Source organism: Pantoea sp. GM_Pan_4, from assembly GCF_026541005.1.
Taxonomy (GTDB): domain Bacteria; phylum Pseudomonadota; class Gammaproteobacteria; order Enterobacterales; family Enterobacteriaceae; genus Pantoea; species Pantoea dispersa.
In genome coordinates this window covers 1-23,281 of record NZ_JALNUZ010000018.1, presented here as the reverse complement: position 1 = coordinate 23,281, position 23,281 = coordinate 1, and the positions used below count along the sequence as shown (strand labels likewise).

Here is a 23,281-nt window from a genome sequence, read left to right as displayed (position 1 = left end):
CTATTCCATTCGCAAAGTAAAAACAGTTAACAACCGGCACATCACTGTTAAATCATAGCTTGGGGTTGGCAGAAGCCAGGGTGGAACGCAAAAAATTGTTATCGGGCGAGCAAAAAGGGGAAGCTGATCACTTGTCGGGCGCAATTTGGGTTAAGTTTTGCACTCCCGTGGAAAGAAAAAAGGCCGGGAAACCCCGGCCTGTCTGGATTCGCGCTGCGCTTAGTCGATTAGCAAACGCAGCATGCGACGCAGCGGTTCGGCAGCGCCCCACAGTAACTGATCGCCGACGGTGAAGGCCGACAGATACTCCGGCCCCATGTTCAGCTTACGCAGACGGCCCACCGGCGTGGTCAGCGTACCGGTCACCGCAGCAGGCGTCAGTTCACGCATGGTGATGTCGCGATCGTTCGGCACCACTTTCACCCACTCGTTGTGCGCGGCCAGCAGCTGTTCGATTTCGTTCAGCGGCACATCTTTCTTCAGCTTCAACGTGAACGCCTGACTGTGGCAGCGCAACGCGCCGACGCGCACGCACAGGCCATCGACCGGAATGGTGTGACGGGTCGAAAGAATTTTGTTGGTTTCCGCCTGGCCTTTCCACTCTTCGCGGCTCTGGCCGTTGTCCAGCTGCTTGTCGATCCACGGGATCAGGCTGCCGGCCAGCGGTACGCCGAAGTTGTCGGTCGGCAGCGTGCCGGAACGGGTAAAGTCAGTCACGCTGCGCTCAATGTCGAGAATGGCGGAGGCCGGATTTTGCAGCGAAGTCGCAACGTGGTCGTGCAGCATGCCCATCTGGGTCAGCAGTTCGCGCATATGGCGCGCGCCGCCGCCGGAGGCCGCCTGATACGTCGCGACGGAGGCCCACTCGACCAGGTCGTTAGCGAACAGTCCGCCCAGCGACATCAGCATCAGGCTGACGGTGCAGTTACCGCCGACAAAGGTTTTGATGCCGCTGTCGAGGCCCTGACGAATCACCTGATGGTTGACCGGATCAAGAATAATGATGGCGTCATCTTTCATACGCAGCGTGGAGGCCGCATCAATCCAGTAGCCCTGCCAGCCGCTCTCGCGCAGCTTCGGGTAGACTTCACTGGTATAATCGCCGCCCTGGCAGGTGATGATGATATCCAGCGCCTTCAGCGCCTCAATATCAAACGCATCCTGCAGCGCACCGGTCGACTTACCGCCAAACGTCGGCGCAGCCTGACCCAGTTGCGAAGTGGAGAAGAAGACCGGATTGATCACATCGAAATCGCGTTCTTCGCTCATACGTGACATCAGCACAGAGCCGACCATGCCACGCCAACCAACAAAACCTACATTCTTCATTTTCTGTCCGTCTCAGGAACTCGGGCCGGGGCCTGGGTGGTGCAAAAAAAGACCAGCGCCAGCAATGCGCCAGTCTGCGTAATAATCAGGTTTACCTATGACCCACAACTCTACAAAATGCAGCACTTCTGGCAAGTGAATTAATTCGATTGCGCTAACTTTTTCAGCAGTACAACTTATAACGGCTGTGGCCGACCTGAAGGGATGGTTTACCTCTGATGACTGAAATGATATCCGCGACCATACTATTGCTGTTGATTATGGACCCGCTGGGCAACCTGCCGATTTTCATGTCGGTGCTGAAGCACCTGGAGCCGAAGCGCCGCCGCGTAGTGCTGATGCGCGAGATGCTGATCGCCTTGATTCTGATGCTGCTGTTCCTGTTCGCCGGTGAACGCATCCTGGCGTTTCTTAATCTGCGCACCGAAACGGTGTCGATTTCCGGCGGCATCATTCTGTTTTTGATCGCCATTCGCATGATTTTTCCGTCCGGCGAGACCAGCACCAGCGGCCTGCCCGCCGGCGAAGAGCCGTTCCTGGTGCCGCTGGCGATCCCGCTGGTCGCCGGGCCCTCGCTGCTCGCCACCCTGATGCTGCTGTCACACCAGTATCCCAATCAGATGACGCACCTGGTCGGCGCCCTGCTGATTGCCTGGGGCGTCACGGTGGTGATTCTGCTGATGTCCGGCCTGTTCCTGCGCCTGCTGGGGGATAAAGGCGTTAACGCGCTGGAGCGATTAATGGGTTTGATCCTGATTATGCTGGCGACGCAGATGTTCCTGGACGGAATTCGGGTTTACCTGAAACTGTAATGTTTCGCATGCTGGCGGCTCTAATTAATAATACCAGGAATGGCATGATTCAACACATGTTATTGTCTGGTATTCAATAGACAACATTCAGGTTCACAACACGCGTGATCCGGTTTATCGTAAAATCGCTATTTTACGTGTTTTTCGACGGTGAACAGCTTGCTGTCTCTCATCATTTTTGTGGTGGTTAGAATAAAATGGCGCTGACCCTCTTACTAACATCCATAAAGAATGGATTGATTAAGACGTTTGATTATAGTGGCAAAGATAGCCGCTTATGCTATATCATTTTTATGATGTTCCAGATTATCTGGTTTTGTTGTTATCTCAGTGTGTTCGCTTCATCCACGAATGAAATAGCATGGATTCCTTTACTGCTTTTCGTTCTGCCATCGCTGGCTTGTGGCAGCAGAAGAATAAACGATGCGGGATATTCACGGGGAGTGTTTATTCTTTTGATCGTTGCGCCTTATTTACTATTTCCCTTTCTGGCTTTTCCTGCATCAGTAAAAAAAGAATAAATCGGGCTGGCCCGTGTAGGGGTTCCTGGTGCTTGCATATTTATATGAGGTGAGGTTTAGTGCGCCAGTGGAATATTGTTGAATGACGATTTATGACGCCACGCTGCCCGTTGAGTGTTTGCGGTCGCCATAAATGGCGCCCCTACAAGATTATTGCACGTTTTGCTGAGGGTGCATTTATGGCGCCCTCTGCAAGATCATTGCGTGTTTTTGTAGGGTGCGCATTTATGCGCACCGGCATCAACAGGTCGATGGTGCGTAACCGATCGTCATTGATGACCACCGGTACGCATGCCCCGTTATTTCTGCTTCTTCTCAATCGTTTTACCCGACCAGTAACCCGCCAGCAGGGAACCGGACAGGTTGTGCCACACCGAGAACAGTGCGCCGGGCAGTGCGGCCAGCGGTGAGAAGTACAGTTTGCCCAGCGTGGCCGCCAGTCCGGAATTCTGCATACCGACTTCCAGCGCCAGCGTGCGGCAGGTGGATTCGTCAAAGCCAAACAGCTTGCCACCCCAGTAGCCGCCGAGCAGCCCAATGGCGTTGTGCAGGATCACCGCCGCGATCACCATCAGCCCTACTGAGCCGATGAAACCCTGGCTACCCGCAACCACCGCGCTAATGATCAGCAGAATACACACCATCGAAAACGCCGGCAGATACGGCTCAACGCGGCGCACCACGCTGTTCATGGAGTGGTGAATAATCAGGCCAAGCCCAATCGGGATCACCACGATTTTGACGATGCTGAGCAGCATGCCCACCACATCGACCTGAATGTGGGTATCTACGTAGAAGCGCGTCAGCAGCGGCGTCGCGAACACGCCTACCAGTGCCGAAACCGACGAGATGGTCACCGACAGCGCCACGTCGCCCTTCGCCAGATAAATCATCACGTTCGAGGCTGTCCCGCTGGCCACGCTGCCAACCAGAATCATCCCGGCGGCCAGATCCGGCGGCATCTGGAACAGTTTCGCCAGCGCCCAGGCCGCCAGCGGCATTACCAGATAGTGCAGGAACGTGCCGGCAATCACCGGCGCCGGACGCACCAGCACGCGTTTGAAATCGTCAATGTTGAGCGTCACGCCCATGCCGAACATGATCAGCATCAGCAGGTAGGTTACCCACGGCCCGATGCCGAGGAAGGTGGACGGCGAATAATAGGCTGCAACGGACAGCAGTACGGCCCAGAGCGGAAACAGGCGGGTGAGTTTGGCGAGCATGAAGAAATGTCCTTAGCGTTTTACTTAATTGGTTTTTTGCCACAGATGAAAAGACGCGCGGGGAACGACCGCAGCGACCTGCGCCGGATCATAACATTTCATTATCATAAGCGTGGCCGACGACAGAAAATGCCTATCGGCTGCTAAAGATCGCCAGGCAGACACGGGCATTCCGCTGGCATTTGTCCGAAATAGCGTCAGGCTGAACGGCAGAGATAAAAAAAGCCGGACATTGTCCGGCTTCAGGTGACTTACGCGCCAATTAAGATTCGAACAGATTCTTATGCAGCGCGCGCACCACCTCTTCCGCGTCCGGCGTTGGCACCAGGAAGCACAGGTTGTAGCTGCTTGCGCCGTAGCAAATCATGCGCAGGTTAAACGGCTCCAGCGCGCCGAATACCTCTTTGCCGACGCCGCAGGCTTTCGACAGGTTGTTGCCGATGATCGCCACCAGCGCCAGATTCTCTTCCACTTCCACCCGGCACAGGGATGAGAGCTCGGTCAGCAGCGCCTGGGTCAGCAGACTGTCGGCGGTGCTGGTCGAACCGGTGGTATCCAGCGTCAGCGCCACGCTCACTTCCGAGGTGGTAACCAGATCAACCGAAATACTGTGGCGTGCCAGGATAGCAAACACTTCCGCCAGGAAGCCGTGCGCGTGCAGCATGTTCAGGCTGTGCAGCGTCAGCAGCGTCTGTTTGCGCCGCAGTGCCAGCGCACGGAACAGCGGCGGATTTTTAGTCTCGTTGCAGACGCGCGTGCCGCCCGCCGCCGGATCTTTACTGGAGCCGACAAACACCGGAATATCACTGCGCACCGCCGGCAGCAGCGTCGCCGGATGCAGCACTTTCGCGCCGAAGATTGCCATCTCCGCCGCTTCTTCAAAGGTGATCTCTTCGATGCGTTTCGCCTGCGGCACCACACGCGGGTCGGTGGTGTAGATGCCCGCCACGTCGGTCCAGATATCCACACGCGTCGCCTGCAGCGCTTCGCCGAGCAGCGCAGCGGTGTAATCGCTGCCGCCACGGCCCAGCGTGGTGGTGCGGCCTTTGCCTTCGCTGCCGATGAAGCCCTGCGTGATCACCAGCGCTTCTGCGGTGCGCGGCTGCAGCTGAGCCGCTGCCAGCGTTTTCAGCTCGGCCACATCCGGCTCGGCGCGGCCAAAACGGTCGCTGGTGCGCATCACTTTGCGTACGTCAAACCACTCGGCATTCACCTGGCGCTCGCGCAGAATCTCCACAAACAGCAGGCTCGACATCAGTTCGCCGTGGCTAACCAGCTCATCGGTCAGCGCGGTCGAACGGGCTAATGCCGCCGCTTCCGCCAGCATGATGATGTTCTCCAGCATGCGATCAATCTCCTGACGGATGACGTCCGGCGACTGCAGGCGATCGATGATGGCATATTGAATAGTGCGGATTTGATCCAGCAGATAAGCGCGCTGCTCGAGTTCCTGGCCTTCAGCCAGCGAAACCAGCAGGTTAGTCACGCCCGCCGAGGCAGAGAGCACCACCAGACGGGTATTGGCATCAGACAGCACGACGTCCGCGCTGCGGTTCATGGCATCGAAATCGGCAACGCTGGTGCCGCCAAATTTTGCCACGATCAACGATTGAGACATGTAACAAAACCTCGTGTCAGGTTATCTCCTCCCATTCGCGGAAGAGAAGATCGGGTAACAGCCTTGGCACAAGAGAAGAGCAGAATTGGACAGACAAGATCAGGAGATGAGTCACCAAAAGCACTTCACCTTGCGAAACGTCCGACTGCGGACGCTTCTGGTGACAACCCAGAGGATTCAGCCCCTGCAGCCGACAGCACAACACTCCGCGTGTTGCACCACCTCGGCGTCGCACCCCCTGATGTGTTCTCGCTGGATACGGATCCTCAAACACACTGCCTGGGCGACGCGCCTCTTCTGGCTTGCACCCGGAGGTGCAAGTCGCGCGCACAAAATACTGATTAATTGTTCCGCTGTCCAGCCTTGCGGCGCCGGGAAAATTCATTTTTACACTTATGCAGCGCATTGCTAAACAAACCCTGAAGCCGCCAGCCGCCTAAAGTAGTCAGCGGTGCGAAAAAACCGGGGTTTTGCTGATGCCGCGCAGAGTAATGCGCGGCGAACCGGCCGACAATCGCCGCCGGATTTACCTGAAACGCTGCGGCTGGCGTCACAAATTTTTTCCTTTCAGTTGCAACTGTGGTCATACTGAAACGCGTGCAAGCCGTAACAAATGCTCAGCATGCCGGGCCAGACAGGATGCGCCCGGATGGAATGACGGTTCTTATATCAACAAGAGTGTTGCCATGAAAAATATCAATCCGACACAAACCGCAGCCTGGAAAGCGCTGCAGCAGCATTTTGATCAGATGAAATCGGTAGAGATTGCCGACCTGTTTGCGCAGGATGCCGATCGTTTTGCGAAATTCTCTGCCACCTTTGATGATCAGATGCTGGTGGATTTCTCAAAAAACCGCATCACCCAGGAAACCCTCGACAAACTCCAGGCGCTGGCGAAAGAGACCGATCTGGCGGGCGCCATCAAATCCATGTTCTCCGGTGAGAAGATTAACCGCACCGAAGATCGCGCCGTGCTGCACGTGGCCCTGCGCAACCGCAGCAACACACCAATCCTCGTGGATGGCAAAGATGTAATGCCGGAAGTGAACGCGGTGCTGGCGAAGATGAAAGCCTTCTCAGAGCGCATCATCAGCGGCGAGTGGAAAGGCTACACCGGCAAGCCGATTACTGACGTGGTGAACATCGGTATCGGCGGTTCAGACCTCGGCCCGTTCATGGTGACCGAAGCGCTGCGTCCGTATAAAAACCACCTCAACATGCACTTTGTTTCCAACGTTGATGGCACGCACATTGCCGAAACGCTGAAACCGCTTAGCCCGGAAACCACGCTGTTCCTCGTGGCGTCGAAAACCTTTACCACGCAGGAAACCATGACCAACGCCCACAGCGCGCGCGACTGGTTCCTGAACACCGCCGGCGATCAGCAGCACGTGGCGAAGCACTTTGCCGCGCTCTCAACCAACGCGAAAGCGGTCGGCGAATTTGGTATTGATACCGCCAACATGTTCGAGTTCTGGGACTGGGTCGGTGGCCGCTACTCACTGTGGTCCGCGATCGGTCTGTCGATCATCCTGTCCATTGGCTTCGAAAACTTCGAACAGCTGCTGAGCGGCGCGCATGCCATGGACCAGCACTTCGCGAACACGCCGGCGGAGCAAAACCTGCCGGTGCTGCTGGCGCTGATCGGTATCTGGTACAACAACTTCTTCGGTGCCGAAACCGAAGCGATTCTGCCGTACGACCAGTACATGCACCGTTTTGCCGCTTACTTCCAGCAGGGCAACATGGAGTCCAACGGTAAGTACGTCGACCGCGACGGCAACCCGGTGGATTACCAGACTGGCCCAATTATCTGGGGTGAACCCGGCACCAACGGGCAGCACGCGTTTTATCAGCTGATCCATCAGGGTACCAAGCTGATTCCATGCGACTTCATTGCGCCGGCGCAGACCCACAACGCGCTGGCCGATCACCACCAGAAGCTGCTTTCCAACTTCTTTGCTCAGACCGAAGCGCTGGCGTTTGGTAAAGCCCGCGAGGTGGTAGAGAAAGAGTTTACCGATGCCGGTAAATCGGCGGAGTCCGTCGCGCATATCGTGCCGTTCAAGGTGTTTGAAGGTAACCGCCCGACCAACTCGATTCTGCTGCGTGAAATTACTCCGTTCAGCCTCGGCGCGCTGATTGCGCTGTACGAGCATAAGATCTTCACTCAGGGCGCGATTCTCAACATCTTCACCTTCGATCAGTGGGGCGTTGAGCTGGGCAAACAGCTGGCTAACCGCATCCTGCCGGAGCTGGAAAACGATGCGCAGATTAACAGCCATGATAGCTCCACCAATGGCTTAATTAATCGCTACAAATCCTGGCGTTAATTTCACCCCCAGGCTCATCAGGCGGCAGCACATGCCGCCTTTTTTTGCTCCGATGAACTGCCCCGCCGTAAATAAGCGGATTTTGCTGCCACGCTGCGGTTAGATAATTCTTAAAATGCCCTAAGGAAAATCGGAAGATGCCATCATGCGTGGCGGGCTTATCTGATAAAAAATGGATCTGATTTGTCCGCCTCACTCACCTAAGCAACTGATTAAATTTACCTTTCTATTTTAACCCTTTCAGGAAAATCTGATTATTCCTATTCCGTGCCATTTTTTAATGCAAAAGTGAAAAATGCTGCTGTGCCATAACGTCCTGCGCAAATATTCCAGCCAGCGAAAAAAGCGCAATTAAAAAAAGCAGCTAACGCCAATTCGCCTTATTTATCACCAGAAATGTCCCGCTTAATCCCCCTCTTTTTCTGGCGCTGAACTCTGGTAATTTGTTGCCCTATACTGAACGCGCCTTCAAGGCTGCCCTGAATACTTCCCCGCTGTCGCCCGGCGGCCCGGGAAACATTATTGCGCGCTGACCACGGTTAGCCAGCTGCATGCGGCCCAGCGGCCATCGGACGGCAGCGTACGGTATGACGGGTAATATCCTTCATTCACGTTTTATCAAGATGCAGGAAACGTTGTTATGAAAAAACTGATGGTTGCCGGTGCAGCCTTACTTTACGTTGCCGTTTCTTCCGCTGCGATTGCCGCACCGGAAGAAGCCGGTGCTGCAGCAGGCGCGCAGGCGGGAGCAATCTCGACCGGTGCGACCACCGCTGTGGGTATCGGCGCACTCGGTGCGTTAGTGGGTCTCGGCGTTGCCGCTGCTGGCGGTGGCGACGGTGCAAATACCGGTACAACAACCACTACCACAACGAGCACCACTCGTTGATGTAGCACCTTTAAACATAACCACACAGTCGTGTGGTTATTTTTTGTTTTTTTGCCTCTATTGAGACAGGGATACACAGTGCGCCGACTCACTTTGCTGCTTCTTTGCCTGTTGCTGCAGGCTTGCACACAAACGCAAAAAGGCCTCGAACAGACCGTAATGCTCGCCATCAGCGGTCCGGACGATGTCACCGTCAGCGATGAACAAATCGCTACTCTGCCCTATGCCAGCCTGTATGCGCGCGTCGACAACGGTCCGCGCATCTTTGTGGTGCTGGGCTACCTGGAAAACGGCCAGCAGAAATGGGTAACCCAGGATAAAGCCATGCTGGTGATGCAGCACGGCCGCCTGGTGAAAACCCTCGGCCTGCGCGACAACCTGCAGGCCGTCAGTAACCTGGCGCAGGATCCGCTGGCCGATGCGCTGCGGCTGCAAAATGGCGCGCAGTGGACGCGCGTCGTGCAGTGGCGCGAGCAGGACAACGTGCGCGCCGCCACCGCCCACTCCACCTTTCAGCGCGGCGACGATGAAGTGCTGAACCTCGCCGGCGAGCGGGTGCCCTGCCGCGTCTGGCACGAAACGGTAGAGATGGAGAGCCCCGGCGTCAGCTGGCAGAACACCTTCTGGATCGATAACCGCGACGGTACGGTGCTGCAGGCGCAGCAGATGCTGGCGGCTGACCAGTACCCGATTGCAACCACCCTTCTGAAGCCGGCGAAATCATGAAAAAAATCAATTCCCTGCTGGCGGCACTCGCCCTCACGGCGGCCAGCCACGCGCTGGCGGATAGCCAGGTGACGGTACACCCTGCGCACGACCAGCGCAGTTTCCAGATCGATCATGCCAGCACCCTGAGCGAACTGGTAACGAACCCGGCGCTGCACAGCTGGTGGCCGGGCACGGTGATTGCCGAACGCGGTGCGACCGCCGTGGCGCAGCAGCAGCACGCTCAGCTGCTGGCGGATCTGCGCGCCTGGCAGGCCGACAGCGGTACTTCACTGGCCGCAACCATCGGCAGCGTAATCCAGCAGCTCAGCGCCCTGCAGGTTACCGGGCGCCAGTTTACTTCGCTCGATCCCGACTGGGTGCGGCTGCGTCCGGAAGCCAACCGTAAACTGCAGGGCAGCTACGACCTGTACATCGTGGCAGCGCCGACGCAGGTACGGGTGATGGGTGCACTCAGCCATCCCGGCAGTGAGAGCTGGCAGCCAGGACGCACGGTGCGTGACTACCTCGCGCCGCATGCACGTTTATCGGGTGCCGAACGCAGCGTGGCCACGGTGATTGCGCCGTCAGGTGAGACGCAACAGGTGCCGATCGCTTACTGGAATCAGCGGCATGTTGAAGTCGAGCCTGGCAGCACTATCTGGCTGGGCTTTTCCACATGGAGCCTGCCCTGGGGCCAGCCTGATTTGAATGCGCGCATGCTTTCCGTTCTGACTCACCGGATGCCAGACTGATGAAAAAACAATTACTCCTCAGCCTGTTGGCTGCTTCTGTCGCCGCCGCATGCCAGGTGCAGGCGGAAACCTGGCCGGAACCGGTCGGTCCTTCACAATCTGATTTTGGCGGCGTGGGCCTGATGCAAACGCCGACCGCGCGCATGGCAAAAGAGGGCGAATTTAGCCTGAACTTCCGCGATAACGATCAATATCGCTACTATTCTGCGTCATTGCAGCTGTTCCCATGGCTGGAAACCACGGTGCGCTATACCGACGTACGCACCCGCCGCTACAGTGCGGTGGAAGGCTTCAGCGGTAACCAGAGCTATAAAGACAAAGCCTTCGACCTGAAACTGCGCCTGTGGCAGGAGAGCTTCTGGCTGCCGGAAGTGGCGGTCGGCTCGCGCGATTTGGGCGGTACCGGCCTGTTCGACAGTGAATATCTGGTGGCGAGTAAAGCCTGGGGGCCGTTTGATTTCAGCCTCGGCCTGGGCTGGGGCTATCTCGGCAACAGCGGCACCATCAAAAACCCGTTCTGCTCCTACAGCGATAGCTTCTGCAGCCGCACCGGCGGCGGTTCGGCGGGTTCCATTAACGGCTCGCAGATGTTCCACGGTCCGGCGGCACTGTTTGGTGGCATCGAATACCAGACGCCGTGGCAGCCGCTGCGTCTCAAGCTGGAGTATGAAGGCAACGATTATCAGGACGATTTTGCCGGCAGGCTGGAGCAGCGCAGTAAGGTCAACGTTGGCGCAATCTATCGCCTTACCGACTGGGCGGATATCAACGCCAGCTACGAGCGCGGCAATACCTTTATGTTTGGCGTGACCGTGCGCACCAACTTTAATTCGTTACACCAGTCGCACCTTGATAGCGCAAAACCGGCTTATCAGCCACAGCCGCAGGGCGATCTGCTGCAGCCGACGGTGGTCGCTAATCAGCTTACCGATCTGAAATACAATGCCGGACTGGATGGTCCGCGCATCCAGACTAAAGGCCGCACGCTGTACGTTTCCGGTGAGCAGACCAAATATCGCGACACGCGCGAAGGCGTTGACCGCGCTAACCGCATCATCATGAACAATCTGCCGGCTGGCATTGATACGATTGAAGTCACCGAGTCGCGCTTTAACATGCCGCAGGTCACCACGCGCACCGATGTGGCCAGCCTGAATAACGAACTGCGCGGCTATCCGCTCGGTCACGAGCAGCCGCTGCAGCAGACGCGTGAAGAACCGATCGATCCGGGCACCACCGAACAGGGCTATTTCATCCGTAAGGATCGCCTTAACTACAGCCTGTCGCCGGTGCTGAACCAGTCGGTCGGCGGTCCGGAAAGCTTCTACATGTACCAGCTCGGCGTAATGGGCAATGTCGATTACTGGCTGACCGATCACTGGCTGATTGGCGGCAGCCTGTTTGGCAACATCGCCAACAACTATGACAAGTTCAACTACAACGGCGCGCCAGCCGACTCGACGCTGCCGCGCGTGCGCACCCACATTCGCGACTACGTGGAGAACAACGTTTACGTGAATGATCTGCAGGCCAACTACATGCGCTATCTCGGCAATGGCTTCTACGGCCAGGTGTATGGTGGCTACCTGGAAACCATGTATGGCGGCGTGGGCGGCGAGCTGTTGTATCGCCCGGTGGACAGCAACTGGGCTTTCGGTCTCGATGCGAACTACGTGAAGCAGCGTGACTGGGACAACATGATGCAGTTCACCGACTACAAGGCGCCGACCGGGCACCTTACCGCTTACTGGCGTCCGTGGTTCATGCAGGATGTGCTGGTGAAAGCCAGCGTCGGTGAATATCTGGCGAAGGACAAAGGGGTCACGCTGGATGTGTCGAAGCGCTTTGACAGCGGCGTGATGGTCGGCTTCTACGCCACCAAAACCAACGTGTCAGCCGAAGCGTATGGCGAAGGGGATTTCACCAAAGGTTTCTATATTTCGATTCCGATGGATCTGTTTACCGTCACGCCAACCCGTGGCCGTGCGCAGGTGAACTGGGTGCCGCTGACGCGTGACGGTGGTCAGATGCTGGGCCGCAAATACCAGCTGTACGATCTGACCGCCGATCGCGATGCGCGTTTTAATTAAATCGTAGCGCGGGGTTCAACCCGCGCCATTTAACGGTGCGCATTAATGCGCACCCTACGTGAACCATGTAGGGTCGCCATTGATGGCGACCGCCTGCCAGCATTTCATTGCGCGCGCTCTGCGCCGGCAATTCATCAATCCGCGTCGTAGCCTAAATTCGGTGCCAGCCAGCGTTCCACGTCGCTGACGCTCATGCCTTTACGCGCCGCGTAATCTTCCACCTGGTCGCGCTGAATCTGCGCCACGGCGAAATATTTACTCTCCGGATGACTAAAATACCAGCCGGACACCGCGGCACCGGGCCACATGGCAAAAGATTCGGTCAGTTTCATGCCGGTGTGATGCTCCACATCCAGCAGCTGCCAGATTTGTGCCTTCTCGGTGTGTTCCGGACAGGCCGGATAGCCCGGCGCCGGACGAATGCCCTGGTAATTTTCGCGAATCAGCTCGTCGTTGCTGAGATTTTCATGGGCGGCATAGCCCCAGATCACCTTACGCACGCGCTCATGCAGGTATTCGGCAAACGCCTCCGCCAGGCGATCCGCCACCGCTTTCACCATGATTTTGTTGTAATCATCGTGCTGCTGGTCGAACGCCGCCGCCAGCGCATCCTCCTCCAGCCCGCCGGTGACGGCAAACGCGCCGAGATAATCCGCTTTACCACTGGATTTCGGCGCCACGAAGTCCGCCAGACAGTAGTTGGCGAAGTCGGTTTTTTCCGTTTGCTGACGTAAATGATGGCTGACGCACAGCACCTCGCGCCGGGTCTCGTTACGGTAGATTTCAATGCCGTCGCCAACCCGGTTAGCCGGGAAAATACCAACCACGCCGCGCGGCCTGAGCGTGCCCTGCGCGCTGAGGTTATCCAGCATCGCATTGGCATCGGCAAACAGCCGCGTGGCTTCTTCGCCCACCACCTCATCTTCCAGGATACGCGGATATTTGCCGGCCAGCGACCAGGTCATAAAAAACGGCGTCCAGTCAATGTAGTTGCGCAGCGTATCGATACTGGCCTCCACTGCGCTGACGCCGGTACGATGCGCCACCGGTGGCGTGTAGCGTTGCCAGTCAATGACGTAATGATTATCGCGCGCGGCCTGCAGCGTGACCGGCGGCGTGCGCGGCTTTTTACGCGCGTGCTGAATCCGCACGGTCTCGTACTCCTTACGCGTGCGCGCCACAAACGCCTCTTTCAGCGTGGGCGACAGCAGCGAAGAGACCACGCCGACGGTGCGCGAGGCGTTCTGCACATAGACCGTCGGGCCGCTGTAATTCTGCTCAATCTTCACCGCCGTGTGCGCTTTCGAGGTGGTGGCCCCGCCAATCAGCAGCGGCAGCGTAAAGCCCTGGCGCTCCATCTCTTTTGCCACGTTCACCATCTCGTCGAGCGACGGGGTAATCAGGCCGGAAAGTCCGATGATGTCGGCGTTTTCCTCACGCGCGGTTTTCAGGATTTTGTCGCCCGGCACCATCACGCCCAGGTCGATGATTTCGTAGTTGTTACACTGCAGCACCACGCCAACAATATTTTTGCCGATGTCGTGCACGTCGCCTTTTACCGTCGCCAGCACGATTTTACCGTTGCTGCGGCCGGCCTCTTTGCTCGCCTGGATAAAGGGTTCGAGGTAAGCCACCGCCTGCTTCATCACACGCGCCGATTTCACCACCTGCGGCAGGAACATTTTGCCTTCGCCAAACAGATCGCCGACCACATTCATGCCGGACATCAGCGGCCCTTCAATGACTTCAATCGGCCGTGCCGCGGCCTGGCGCGCCTCTTCGGTGTCCTGCTCGATAAACTCGGTGATGCCTTTCACCAGCGAATATTCCAGCCGCTTCACCACGTCCCAGCTGCGCCATTCGGCCTGCTGCTTGTCCTGCTCACCCTCGCCTTTGTTGCCGCGATACTTCTCCGCCAGCGCCAGCAGTCGCTCGGTGCCATCGTCGCGCCGGTTGAGGATCACGTCCTCAACCGCATCGCGCAGCTCCGCCGGCAAATCGTCATAAATCGCCAGCTGACCGGCGTTGACGATGCCCATGTCCATGCCGTTGCGGATGGCGTAGTAGAGGAACACCGCGTGAATCGCCTCGCGCACCGGTTCGTTACCGCGGAACGAGAACGACACGTTGGAGACGCCGCCGGAGATCATCGCATGCGGCAGTTCGCGTTTGATGTCTTCACAGGCACCGATGAAATCCATCGCGTAGTTGTTGTGCTCTTCGATGCCGGTGGCGACGGCAAAGATATTGGGGTCGAAAATGATGTCTTCCGGCGGGAAACCGACTTCTTCGGTGAGGATGTGGTAGGCGCGGCGGCAGATCTCAATTTTGCGCGCGCGGGTATCCGCCTGGCCCACTTCGTCGAACGCCATCACCACCACCGCCGCGCCGTAGCGCCGCACTTTGCGCGCGTGCGCAATAAACGGCTCGATGCCCTCTTTCATCGAGATGGAGTTGACGATGCCTTTGCCCTGAATGCACTGCAGGCCTTTCTCAATCACCTCCCATTTCGAGGAGTCGATCATGATCGGCACACGCGCAATATCGGGCTCACCGGCAATCAGATTGAGAAAGCGCACCATGGCCGCTTCCGCGTCCAGCATGCCTTCATCCATGTTGATATCGATAATCTGCGCACCGTTTTCCACCTGCTGGCGCGCCACGTCCAGCGCTTCGTTGTACTTCTCTTCTTTAATCAGGCGCTTAAATTTGGCCGAGCCGGTCACGTTAGTGCGCTCACCCACGTTGACGAACAGTGAATCGGCCTGAATATTGAGCGGTTCGAGGCCAGACAAACGGCAGGCGACGGCTATTTCCGGTAGCGGCCGCGGTGGCACGCCCTCGACCGCTGCCGCCATCGCCGCAATGTGCTGCGGCGTGGTGCCACAGCAGCCACCAATAATGTTGAGGAAACCGGCGCGCGCCCACTCGCCAATCTGCGCCGCCATCGTCGTCGCATCAAGGTCATATTCGCCGAAGGCATTCGGCAGACCGGCGTTAGGGTGGGCGCTGACATAGCCTTCGGCAATACGCGACAGCTCCTGCACATACTGGCGCAGTTCGTCCGGACCAAGCGCGCAGTTGAGGCCGAACGACAGCGGCTTCGCGTGGCGCAGTGAGTTGTAGAATCCTTCCGTGGTCTGGCCGGAGAGCGTGCGGCCTGACGCATCGGTAATGGTGCCGGAGATCATCAGCGGCAGCGTCACGCCCATCGCTTCCATCTCGCTCTGTACCGCATAGATCGCCGCTTTGGCATTCAGGGTATCGAACACCGTTTCGATCATGATGATGTCAGCACCGCCGCTAATCAGCGCATGGGTCGATTCGCGGTAGGCGTCCACCAGCTGATTGAAGGTGATGTTACGAAACGCGGGATCGTTGACGTCAGGCGAGATCGAGCAGGTGCGGTTGGTCGGGCCGAGCACGCCAGCAACGTAGCGCGGGCGATCGGGCGTTTTTGCCGTCCACGCGTCGGCGCAGGCGCGCGCCAGTTTCGCCGCTTCGAAGTTGATCTCCGCCGACAGCGCGGCCATTTCATAGTCGGCCATGGCAATCGGGGTGGCGTTGAAGGTGTTGGTTTCGAGAATATCCGCGCCAGCCGCCAGGTAAGCATCGTGGATTTCGCGAATGACGTCCGGCTTACTCAGCACCAGCAGGTCATTATTGCCTTTCACATCGCACGGCCAGTCAGCGAAGCGGCTGCCGCGGAAATCCTGCTCATCCAGTTTGTAACTCTGGATCATGGTGCCCATGCCACCGTCCAGAATCATGATGCGTTGTGCCAGCTGCTGCTGTAGCGTTGCGGTTTTATTGCTCACTCTTGCCCCATCCACGTCATTACGCTGGCTAAATGCCAGCCAGTCATACTGGCACAACTTTCAAATGAGCAAAAGTCACCCGTTTGCGGCCACCGGCGGCAAAATGACCAGCAGATCCGACCAGTCAGCCAGCGTTTGCATTCGTACCATTAAAAACGAAAATGGTTTCCATACCTGCAATGACTGTGGAGATGTTATGGCAACCCCTGCGCCCGCGAAACGCGGCAAAAAACCCCGTACGGCTCCGGCGGCCAGTGCCCCTGCCGGCGGCCAGGTACAATCTCTGACGCGCGGGCTGCGTTTGCTGGAGCTGATTGCCGAATCACACGGTAGCGTGGCGCTGACCGAGCTGGCGCAACAGGCCGGGCTTCCCAACTCCACCACTCATCGCCTGCTGACTACCATGCAGCAGCAGGGATTTGTGCATCAGGTGGGCGACCTCGGTTTATGGACCATTGGCGCTCATGCCTTTGTGGTCGGCAGCAGTTTTCTGCAGAGCCGCAATCTGCTGGCGATCGTGCACCCGATTCTGCGCCGACTGATGGAAGAGGCCGGCGAAACCGTGAATCTGGCGGTGCTGGATCTCAGTGATTATCAGGCGGTGATTATTGACCAGGTACAGTGCACCCAGCTGATGCGCATGTCAGCGCCGATTGGCGGCAAGTTGCCGATGCATGCGTCCGGTGCCGGCAAAGCGTTTCTCGCTCACCTCAGCGATGATCAGGTCACCGCCCTGCTGCATCAGAAGGGATTGCATCACTACACGCCGAAAACCCTGATGTCGCCGCATAGCCTGAAGGAGAATCTGGCGCTGATCCGTAAGATGGGTTTTTCGCACGACGACGAGGAGCACGCGCTCGGCCTGCGCTGTGTGGCGGCACCGATTTATGATGAACACGGCGAACCGTTTGCCGCCATCTCCATCTCCGGCCCGCTGGCGCGTATGACCGACAACCGCATTACCGAACTCGGGGCGCTGGTGATCCGCGCGGCGAAGCAGGTAACGCTGAGCTATGCCGGCCGCTAGGCGGCCACTGACGCGTAGCGCGCGCTGAAACGCTGCCCGGCGCGCCACGCTATCACCTCTTCAATATGCCCGGCACGGATCCGCGCCTGCAGTGCGCGCCACCAGCCGGGATCGAACAACTGCGGATGCAGCGCCTGCAGCAATTTTCCGGTCGCCGGTTCGCTGCACAGCGCGTAGCGGAAGGTTTCCGGAAACACATCATCCGGCCCGACGCTGTACCACGGCTCGGCCTGCAGCTCATCCTCTTCGTAACGCGCCGCCGGAACATCGCGGAACACCAGCTCGGTCATCGGGCGGATTTCATCATAGTCGTAAAACACCACGCGGCCATGGCGCGTCATGCCGAAGTTTTTAAACAGCATATCACCGGGGAAGATATTGGCCGCCGCCAGCTGACAAATCGCATCACCGTACTCCTCAATGGCGTGCTGGCGCTGTTCCGGCGTCGCCTGCATCAGCCACAGGTTAAGCGGCTGCATGCGACGCTCCAGCCATAAGTGGCGGATGATCACGACGTCATCGCGCAGCTCGATTTTTTCCGGAATCTCGCGCTCAAATTCCGCCATCAGCGCCGCCGGAATGCGCGCGCGCGGGATGGCGAAATGCTCAAACTCCTGGGTGTCAGCCATGCGCCCGACGCGGTCATGCTCTTTGACCAGCCGGTAACAGGCGCGCACCTGCGCATCCGTCACCTCTTTTTGCGGCGCGAAGCGATCTTTAATCACCTTAAATACCCGATCAAAACCGGGCAGCGTAAATACCAGCATCACCATACCGCGCACGCCGGGCGCGATGGTGAACGCTTCCTGACTGTGCGCCAGGTAATCTAAATATTCGCGATAGCATTCGGTTTTACCGTGTTTCTGGCAGCCAATCGCCATATAGCGCTCGGCGAGGGTTTTGCCCGGCAAAATCGGCTGCAGCCAGGCCACCAGCGCGGCCGGCACCGGCGCATACACCATGAAATAGGCACGGGCAAAGCCAAACACGATGCTGGCGTCATTGCTGTCGGTGAGACAGGTATCAATCCACAACCGGCCGGCGTCATCGCGCTGGATCGGCAGCAGACACGGCACAATCTCACCCGCGCTTAGCTGCAGCCGCGCCACAATCCAGGCGGTTTTGTTGCGATAAAACAGCTCGCTGGCGACGTCCAGCGTGGCATTGGCCAGCTGTGCCGCGCTGAACTGCTCGTGCAGATGACGCACAATCCAGCCGATGTCGCGTGTCTGATCCTGCCACGTCAGCCGCAACGGAATGTCATTCAATACCTGACGCAGCGTCTCATGCCAGCTGTGCTGCGGCCGGTACAGGCGCGACAGCGGTCGCTGCGCCGGCGGCGCGGGCGCGTACGGCTGCGACGGCAGGATAAACAGCCGTTCAGGCAATAAGTGGCTGTGCCCCAGCAAGCGACAATACACAGAATTAAAAAAGCTTTCGGCGATTTCATGACGCGGATAGCCCGGCAGCAGCGTGGCATAGTGGCTTTTTACCCGCAGCCAGAAGGCATCATCCCAGTCGGCCATCTCGTTGAGGATGCGCAGCTGATTGGCAACCAGCCCGACGTGATGATCATACAAATGGATACGCGCTTTCATCGCCTGCTGCACCGCCTGCCAGTCCGCCTGTTCAAAGCGCTGCTGCGCGCCTGCGGTAATGTCGAGAAAGCGACCGTACTGCGCATCAAAACCCTGCAGAATCGTGTGGGCGATAAGGGATTCTCTCGGTGACATCGGCAATCTCCGGCAAGCGTGAGCCAGTGAAACGGTGCGCCATGCTGCGCACCGCGAGTACGCTGATCAGAACTGTGCGGCTTCGGTGGAGCCGGTCAGCGCGGTGACCGACGAGCTGCCGCCCTGAATCACCGTGGTGATGCGATCGAAATAACCGGTGCCCACTTCCTGCTGATGCGCAGAGAAGGTGTAGCCGCGTTCGCGTGCGGCAAATTCCGGCTGCTGCACCTTTTCCACGTAGTGGCGCATGCCTTCGCCCTGCGCATAAGCGTGTGCGAGGTCGAACATGTTGAACCACATGCTGTGGATACCCGCCAGGGTGATGAACTGAAAGCGGTAGCCCATCTCGCTCAGCGCCTGCTGGAAGCGGGCAATGGTGCGATCGTCGAGATTCTTCTTCCAGTTAAACGAAGGCGAGCAGTTGTAAGCCAGCAGCTTGCCGGGATACTGCGCGTGAATCGCCTCGGCGAAGCGCTGCGCCAGCGCCAGATCCGGCGTGGAAGTTTCGCACCACAGCACATCGGCATATGGCGCATACGCCAGGCCACGGGCTATCGCCTGTTCGATACCGGCATGGGTGCGGAAGAAGCCTTCAGCGGTCCGTTCCCCGGTGATAAACGGCGCATCACGCTCGTCGCAATCGGAGGTAATCAGATCGGCAGCGTCGGCATCGGTGCGCGCAATCAGCACCGTGGGCACATCCATCACATCGGCCGCCAGCCGCGCCGCCACCAGTTTCTGAATCGCTTCCTGCGTCGGCACCAGAACTTTGCCGCCCATGTGTCCGCACTTCTTCACCGCCGCCAGCTGATCTTCAAAGTGCACCGCGCCGGCACCGGCCTGAATCATCGCTTTCATCAGCTCAAAAGCATTGAGCACCCCGCCAAATCCGGCTTCCGCATCGGCGACAATCGGCAGGTAGTAATCGATAAAGCCGTCATCGTCCGGCGACAGTCCGCTCGCCCACTGGATTTGATCGGCGCGCTGAAAACTTTGGTTGATACGTTCCACCACGTTCGGCACCGAATTGACCGGATACAGCGACTGGTCCGGATACATCTGCCCGGCCAGGTTTGCATCGGCCGCCACCTGCCAGCCGGAGAGATAAATCGCCTCAATGCCGGCTTTCGCCTGCTGCACCGCCTGCCCGCCGGTCAGGGCACCGAGGCTGTTGATATAGCCTTTGCTCGCCTCGCCATTCAGGAGTGCCCACAGCTTTCTCGCGCCGCGATCCGCCAGCGTGCAGGCGGGATTAACGGAGCCGCGCAGGTTAATGACCTCTTCGGCACTGTAAGGACGGGTAATGCCCTGCCAGCGTGATGCCAGCCAGCTGTTTTCCAGTTGAGTGATCTGTTGGGTACGATTTGACATAGCAGTATCTCCAGAGTCAGGGCAGCAGGCGGTAGCCCGGCAGGGTGAGGAAAGGAACCAGTTGTTCGTCGGTGGTGATTTGCGCCATCAGCGCAGCCGCATCTTCATAGCGACCGGCGTCAAAGCGCGTGTCACCCAGGCTGTGGCGCAGGGCCGCCAGCTCTTCATCAAGAAACTGTTCGAACAGCGCGGCGGTCACCAGCTGACCATCGCTGAGGATTTGCTTGTGGTGAATCCACTGCCAGATAGAGGTGCGGGCAATCTCCGCGGTAGCGGCATCCTCCATCAGCCCATCAATAGGCACGCAGCCATTGCCGCTGATCCACGCTTCCAGATACTGCAGCGCAACGCGGATGTTGGCGCGCATCCCGGCTTCGGTGCGCTGACCACGGCACGGGCGCAGCAGGCGCTCGGCGGTGATCGGCGTATCCTGTTCACGACTGACGTGCAGCTGATTGGGGCGATCGTCCAGCTGACGGTCAAACTCCGCCATGGCGATGTCTGCCAGGCCAGGATGGGCGACCCAGGTACCGTCGTGTCCGTTGCCCGCTTCACGCGCTTTGTCCTCCTGCACTTTCTGCATCACCCAGGCGTTGCGTTCAGCGTCTTTGGCCGGGATCAGCGCCGACATGCCGCCCATCGCCAGCGCACCGCGCCGGTGGCAGGTTTTGATCAGCAGGCGCGAATAAGCCTCGAGGAACGGCTGGTCCATGCTGATCTGCTGACGATCCGGCAGAATGCGGTCACCATGCTGGCCCAGCGTTTTGATATAGCTGAAGATGTAATCCCAGCGACCACAGTTGAGGCCAACCACGTGATCGCGCAGTTCCCACAGGATCTCATCCATCTGGAATACCGCGGGCAGCGTCTCGATCAGTACCGTGGCTTTGATGGTGCCGCGCGGCAGATCGAAACGATCTTCACTGAAGCGGAAGATTTCCCGCCACCATGCCACTTCCGCCGCATGCTCGGTTTTCGGCAGATAGAACCACGGACCGTGGCCCTTCTCCAGCAGCGCGGTGACGTTGTGAAACAAATAGAGCGCAAAGTCGAATAACCCGCCGGGAATGGCCCGATCGCGCCACTCAACATGCTTCTCATCCAGATGTAAGCCGCGAACCCGGCACATCAGCAGCGCCGGATCGGATCGTAACTGGTAGATCTTGCCGTTTTCGCTGGTGAAGCTCAGCGTGCCGTTAACCGCATCGCGCAGCGCCAGCTGGCCATCAAGCAGTTTTTGCCAGGTCGGTGCCAGCGAATCCTCAAAATCGGCCATGAACACTTTGACGTTAGCGTTCAGCGCGTTGATCACTATTTTGCGATCTGGCGGACCGGTGATTTCGACGCGGCGATCGCGCAGTAGCTGAGGAATGGGCCTCACCTGCCAGTCACTTTGCCGAATGGAAGCGGTTTCCGAATCGAAGTCTGGCAACGCCCCCTGATCGTAGCGCTGCTGGCGCTGCTGACGCGCTTTCAGCAGACGCTCGCGCTCGGGTGCAAAGCGCACCACCAGCGAGTGCAGGAAATCAATGGCTTCGGGCGTGAGCAGTTGCTTCTCCGCGTGGGTAAAGGGCTGGCTAAAGGTCAGTGTCGGGCTGATAACCGTGTCTGTCATGCGGGCTGCCTCCTGGTTTGATCCTTTTTCTAACAACAGGATCGGGCTGTAGGGTGTTTTTTAACCGGCAAGATCAGAGCATAATCATTTTTATTTTAATTTCAAAAACTATTTCCATTTTATTGCTTTATTGATTTTATTTATCTGATTTAACTGTAATTTAATCCCACGAAATAAAGGCAATACGTTCCATCATAGAAAAAAGGCAAAAAAAAGCCGCGACAACACGCGGCTGTCACGGCAGGTTTAAACGCGCTTTTAGCAGGCGTTTTACTCGAGCGTTGGGTTCATATGGCGCAGATCGAATGGCGTAATCTGGTAGACGTAGTAGTTGAGCCAGTTGGAGAACAGCAGGTTGCCGTGGCTACGCCAGGTGGCGCGTGGCGGCAATTCCGGGTTGTCCTGCGGGAAGTAGTTGAACGGCACCTCAGGGTGCAGGCCGGCCTCGTAGTCCCGATGGTACTCACCCGACAGCGTGAGAGCGTCATATTCCGGATGGCCAGTGACAAACGCCAGGCGTTTGTCTTTACTCGCCATCAGATAGGCACCGGTGCTTTCTGATTCGGCAAACAGCTCGAGATCGGTGTAGTCGCGGATCAGCTGGCTGGGGAAATCAGCATAACGTGAATGCGGCGCCAGGAAGTTGTCATCAAAACCGCGCGTCAGCAGCGCGTGCGGATGAAGGATCTGATGCTCATAGACGCCAGAAAGCTTGTTCTGTCGCGTCTGTTTAGGAATGCCATACAGGATGTTAAGCGCCGCCTGCACCGCCCAGCAAACAAACAGGGTAGAAGTGACGTGCTCTTTCGCCCAGTGCAGCACGCGCTGAATCTGTGGCCAGTAGGCAACATCATTGAAATCAACCAGCCCCAGCGGCGCGCCGGTGACAATCAGGCCGTCAAAGTTATCGTTAGCGATATCGTCGAAGTTGCAGTAGAAGTTGTTCAGATGCTCGCTTGGTGTGTTGCGCGACTCGCGGCTGTCGATGCGTAACAGCTGAACATCGATCTGCAGTGGCGAGTTAGAGAGCAGGCGCAGAAACTGGTTTTCGGTCTCAATTTTTTTGGGCATCAGGTTAAGGATCAACACTTTAAGCGGACGAATCTCCTGAACACTGGCGCGCGATGAGGTCATGACAAAGACATTCTCATTACGCAAAAAATTTACTGCCGGTAATTCGTCGGGGATCCTGATTGGCATAACCTGCTGACCTCTTGCTGATAACCATATAAACGTTTAGACATCCAGATGCCCGAGATTAGCCTGGCTGCCGCTGGATGTCGAGTCTTCATGCGGTTTATGAAAATGTTTCAGCATTGAGCGGCAATAGCCGCTAGCGCCGCGTGGTGAGCAGCAGCAATAAGGTCGGAATAAAAGCGCGTTAGAATTTTTTTAGGATTAAATAAGTCGTTATGGAGGGGGTTTTTGGCGGCAAATTTGCT

General features: G+C 57.7%; 17 protein-coding genes and 1 riboswitch. Of the genes, 8 read left to right on the top strand and 9 right to left on the bottom strand.

What is annotated here, in order from left to right; translation table 11 throughout:
• Window positions 1-219: 219 nt before the first annotated feature.
• Window positions 220-1,329, bottom strand: coding sequence for an aspartate-semialdehyde dehydrogenase (gene asd, locus OXR61_RS22415; RefSeq protein ID WP_031279794.1), 1,110 nt, complete (start codon window positions 1,327-1,329; stop codon window positions 220-222).
• Between the two features lie 218 nt (window positions 1,330-1,547).
• Between asd and OXR61_RS22410 the strand changes: the two genes are divergently transcribed.
• Both OXR61_RS22410 and OXR61_RS22405 read left to right on the top strand, forming a co-directional pair.
• Window positions 1,548-2,141, top strand: a complete 594-nt coding sequence (locus tag OXR61_RS22410; protein WP_031279795.1) for a YhgN family NAAT transporter — start codon at window positions 1,548-1,550, stop codon at window positions 2,139-2,141.
• A 197-nt stretch (window positions 2,142-2,338) separates the two neighbouring features.
• A complete protein-coding gene (locus OXR61_RS22405) occupies window positions 2,339-2,662 on the top strand; it encodes a DUF805 domain-containing protein (protein ID WP_071813607.1) in 324 nt (107 codons plus the stop codon).
• 299 nt (window positions 2,663-2,961) lie between these two features.
• Here the strand turns inward: OXR61_RS22405 and panS are convergent, their stop codons facing one another.
• The 3 genes from panS to OXR61_RS22390 form a co-directional block, all read right to left on the bottom strand.
• Window positions 2,962-3,885, bottom strand: coding sequence for a ketopantoate/pantoate/pantothenate transporter PanS (gene panS, locus OXR61_RS22400; RefSeq protein WP_021508027.1), 924 nt, complete (start codon window positions 3,883-3,885; stop codon window positions 2,962-2,964).
• A 262-nt stretch (window positions 3,886-4,147) separates the two neighbouring features.
• The gene (lysC, locus tag OXR61_RS22395) at window positions 4,148-5,503 is read right to left on the bottom strand and encodes a lysine-sensitive aspartokinase 3 (protein WP_021508028.1); all 1,356 of its coding nucleotides are present in this window, start codon (window positions 5,501-5,503) and stop codon (window positions 4,148-4,150) included.
• Window positions 5,504-5,613: 110 nt separating this feature from the next.
• A riboswitch (Lysine riboswitch) is annotated at window positions 5,614-5,808 on the bottom strand.
• A gap of 36 nt (window positions 5,809-5,844) precedes the next feature.
• Window positions 5,845-6,090 carry a hypothetical protein gene (locus OXR61_RS22390; RefSeq protein WP_155519917.1) on the bottom strand — a complete coding sequence of 82 codons (246 nt, stop codon included), beginning with the start codon at window positions 6,088-6,090 and terminating at the stop codon, window positions 5,845-5,847.
• Window positions 6,091-6,189: 99 nt separating this feature from the next.
• On the opposite strand from OXR61_RS22390, the gene pgi reads away from it, so the two are divergent.
• From pgi to OXR61_RS22365, 5 genes are all read left to right on the top strand, one after another.
• Window positions 6,190-7,836 carry a glucose-6-phosphate isomerase gene (gene pgi, locus OXR61_RS22385; protein ID WP_021508030.1) on the top strand — a complete coding sequence of 549 codons (1,647 nt, stop codon included), beginning with the start codon at window positions 6,190-6,192 and terminating at the stop codon, window positions 7,834-7,836.
• A 640-nt stretch (window positions 7,837-8,476) separates the two neighbouring features.
• On the top strand, window positions 8,477-8,725 hold the full coding sequence (gene yjbE, locus OXR61_RS22380; RefSeq protein ID WP_021508031.1) for an exopolysaccharide production protein YjbE: 249 nt from the start codon (window positions 8,477-8,479) through the stop codon (window positions 8,723-8,725).
• A 78-nt stretch (window positions 8,726-8,803) separates the two neighbouring features.
• On the top strand, window positions 8,804-9,451 hold the full coding sequence (locus OXR61_RS22375; protein WP_031279796.1) for a YjbF family lipoprotein: 648 nt from the start codon (window positions 8,804-8,806) through the stop codon (window positions 9,449-9,451).
• Window positions 9,448-10,185: a capsule biosynthesis GfcC family protein gene (locus tag OXR61_RS22370; protein ID WP_021508033.1), complete on the top strand. Its 738-nt coding sequence runs from the start codon at window positions 9,448-9,450 to the stop codon at window positions 10,183-10,185. Before OXR61_RS22375 ends, OXR61_RS22370 begins: the two co-directional genes overlap by 4 nt.
• Entirely contained in the window at window positions 10,185-12,275 is a 2,091-nt protein-coding gene (locus OXR61_RS22365; protein ID WP_021508034.1) for a YjbH domain-containing protein, read from the top strand. The genes OXR61_RS22370 and OXR61_RS22365 overlap by 1 nt, the downstream gene beginning before the upstream one ends.
• A gap of 134 nt (window positions 12,276-12,409) precedes the next feature.
• On the opposite strand, the gene metH is transcribed toward OXR61_RS22365, so the two are convergent.
• Window positions 12,410-16,093, bottom strand: a complete 3,684-nt coding sequence (gene metH / locus OXR61_RS22360) for a methionine synthase (RefSeq protein WP_021508035.1) — start codon at window positions 16,091-16,093, stop codon at window positions 12,410-12,412.
• Window positions 16,094-16,289: 196 nt separating this feature from the next.
• Between metH and iclR the strand changes: the two genes are divergently transcribed.
• Window positions 16,290-17,120, top strand: a complete 831-nt coding sequence (iclR, locus tag OXR61_RS22355; protein ID WP_031279797.1) for a glyoxylate bypass operon transcriptional repressor IclR — start codon at window positions 16,290-16,292, stop codon at window positions 17,118-17,120.
• On the opposite strand, the gene aceK is transcribed toward iclR, so the two are convergent.
• From aceK to metA, 4 genes are all read right to left on the bottom strand, one after another.
• Window positions 17,117-18,853: a bifunctional isocitrate dehydrogenase kinase/phosphatase gene (gene aceK, locus OXR61_RS22350; protein WP_021508037.1), complete on the bottom strand. Its 1,737-nt coding sequence runs from the start codon at window positions 18,851-18,853 to the stop codon at window positions 17,117-17,119. The two genes, iclR and aceK, sit on opposite strands and share 4 nt — an antisense overlap.
• Before the next feature lie 66 nt (window positions 18,854-18,919).
• Window positions 18,920-20,224 carry an isocitrate lyase gene (gene aceA, locus OXR61_RS22345; RefSeq protein ID WP_241798066.1) on the bottom strand — a complete coding sequence of 435 codons (1,305 nt, stop codon included), beginning with the start codon at window positions 20,222-20,224 and terminating at the stop codon, window positions 18,920-18,922.
• A 16-nt stretch (window positions 20,225-20,240) separates the two neighbouring features.
• A complete protein-coding gene (gene aceB, locus OXR61_RS22340) occupies window positions 20,241-21,839 on the bottom strand; it encodes a malate synthase A (RefSeq protein ID WP_241798067.1) in 1,599 nt (532 codons plus the stop codon).
• Window positions 21,840-22,109: 270 nt separating this feature from the next.
• On the bottom strand, window positions 22,110-23,039 hold the full coding sequence (gene metA, locus OXR61_RS22335; RefSeq protein WP_031279798.1) for a homoserine O-succinyltransferase: 930 nt from the start codon (window positions 23,037-23,039) through the stop codon (window positions 22,110-22,112).
• Window positions 23,040-23,281 lie beyond the last annotated feature (242 nt).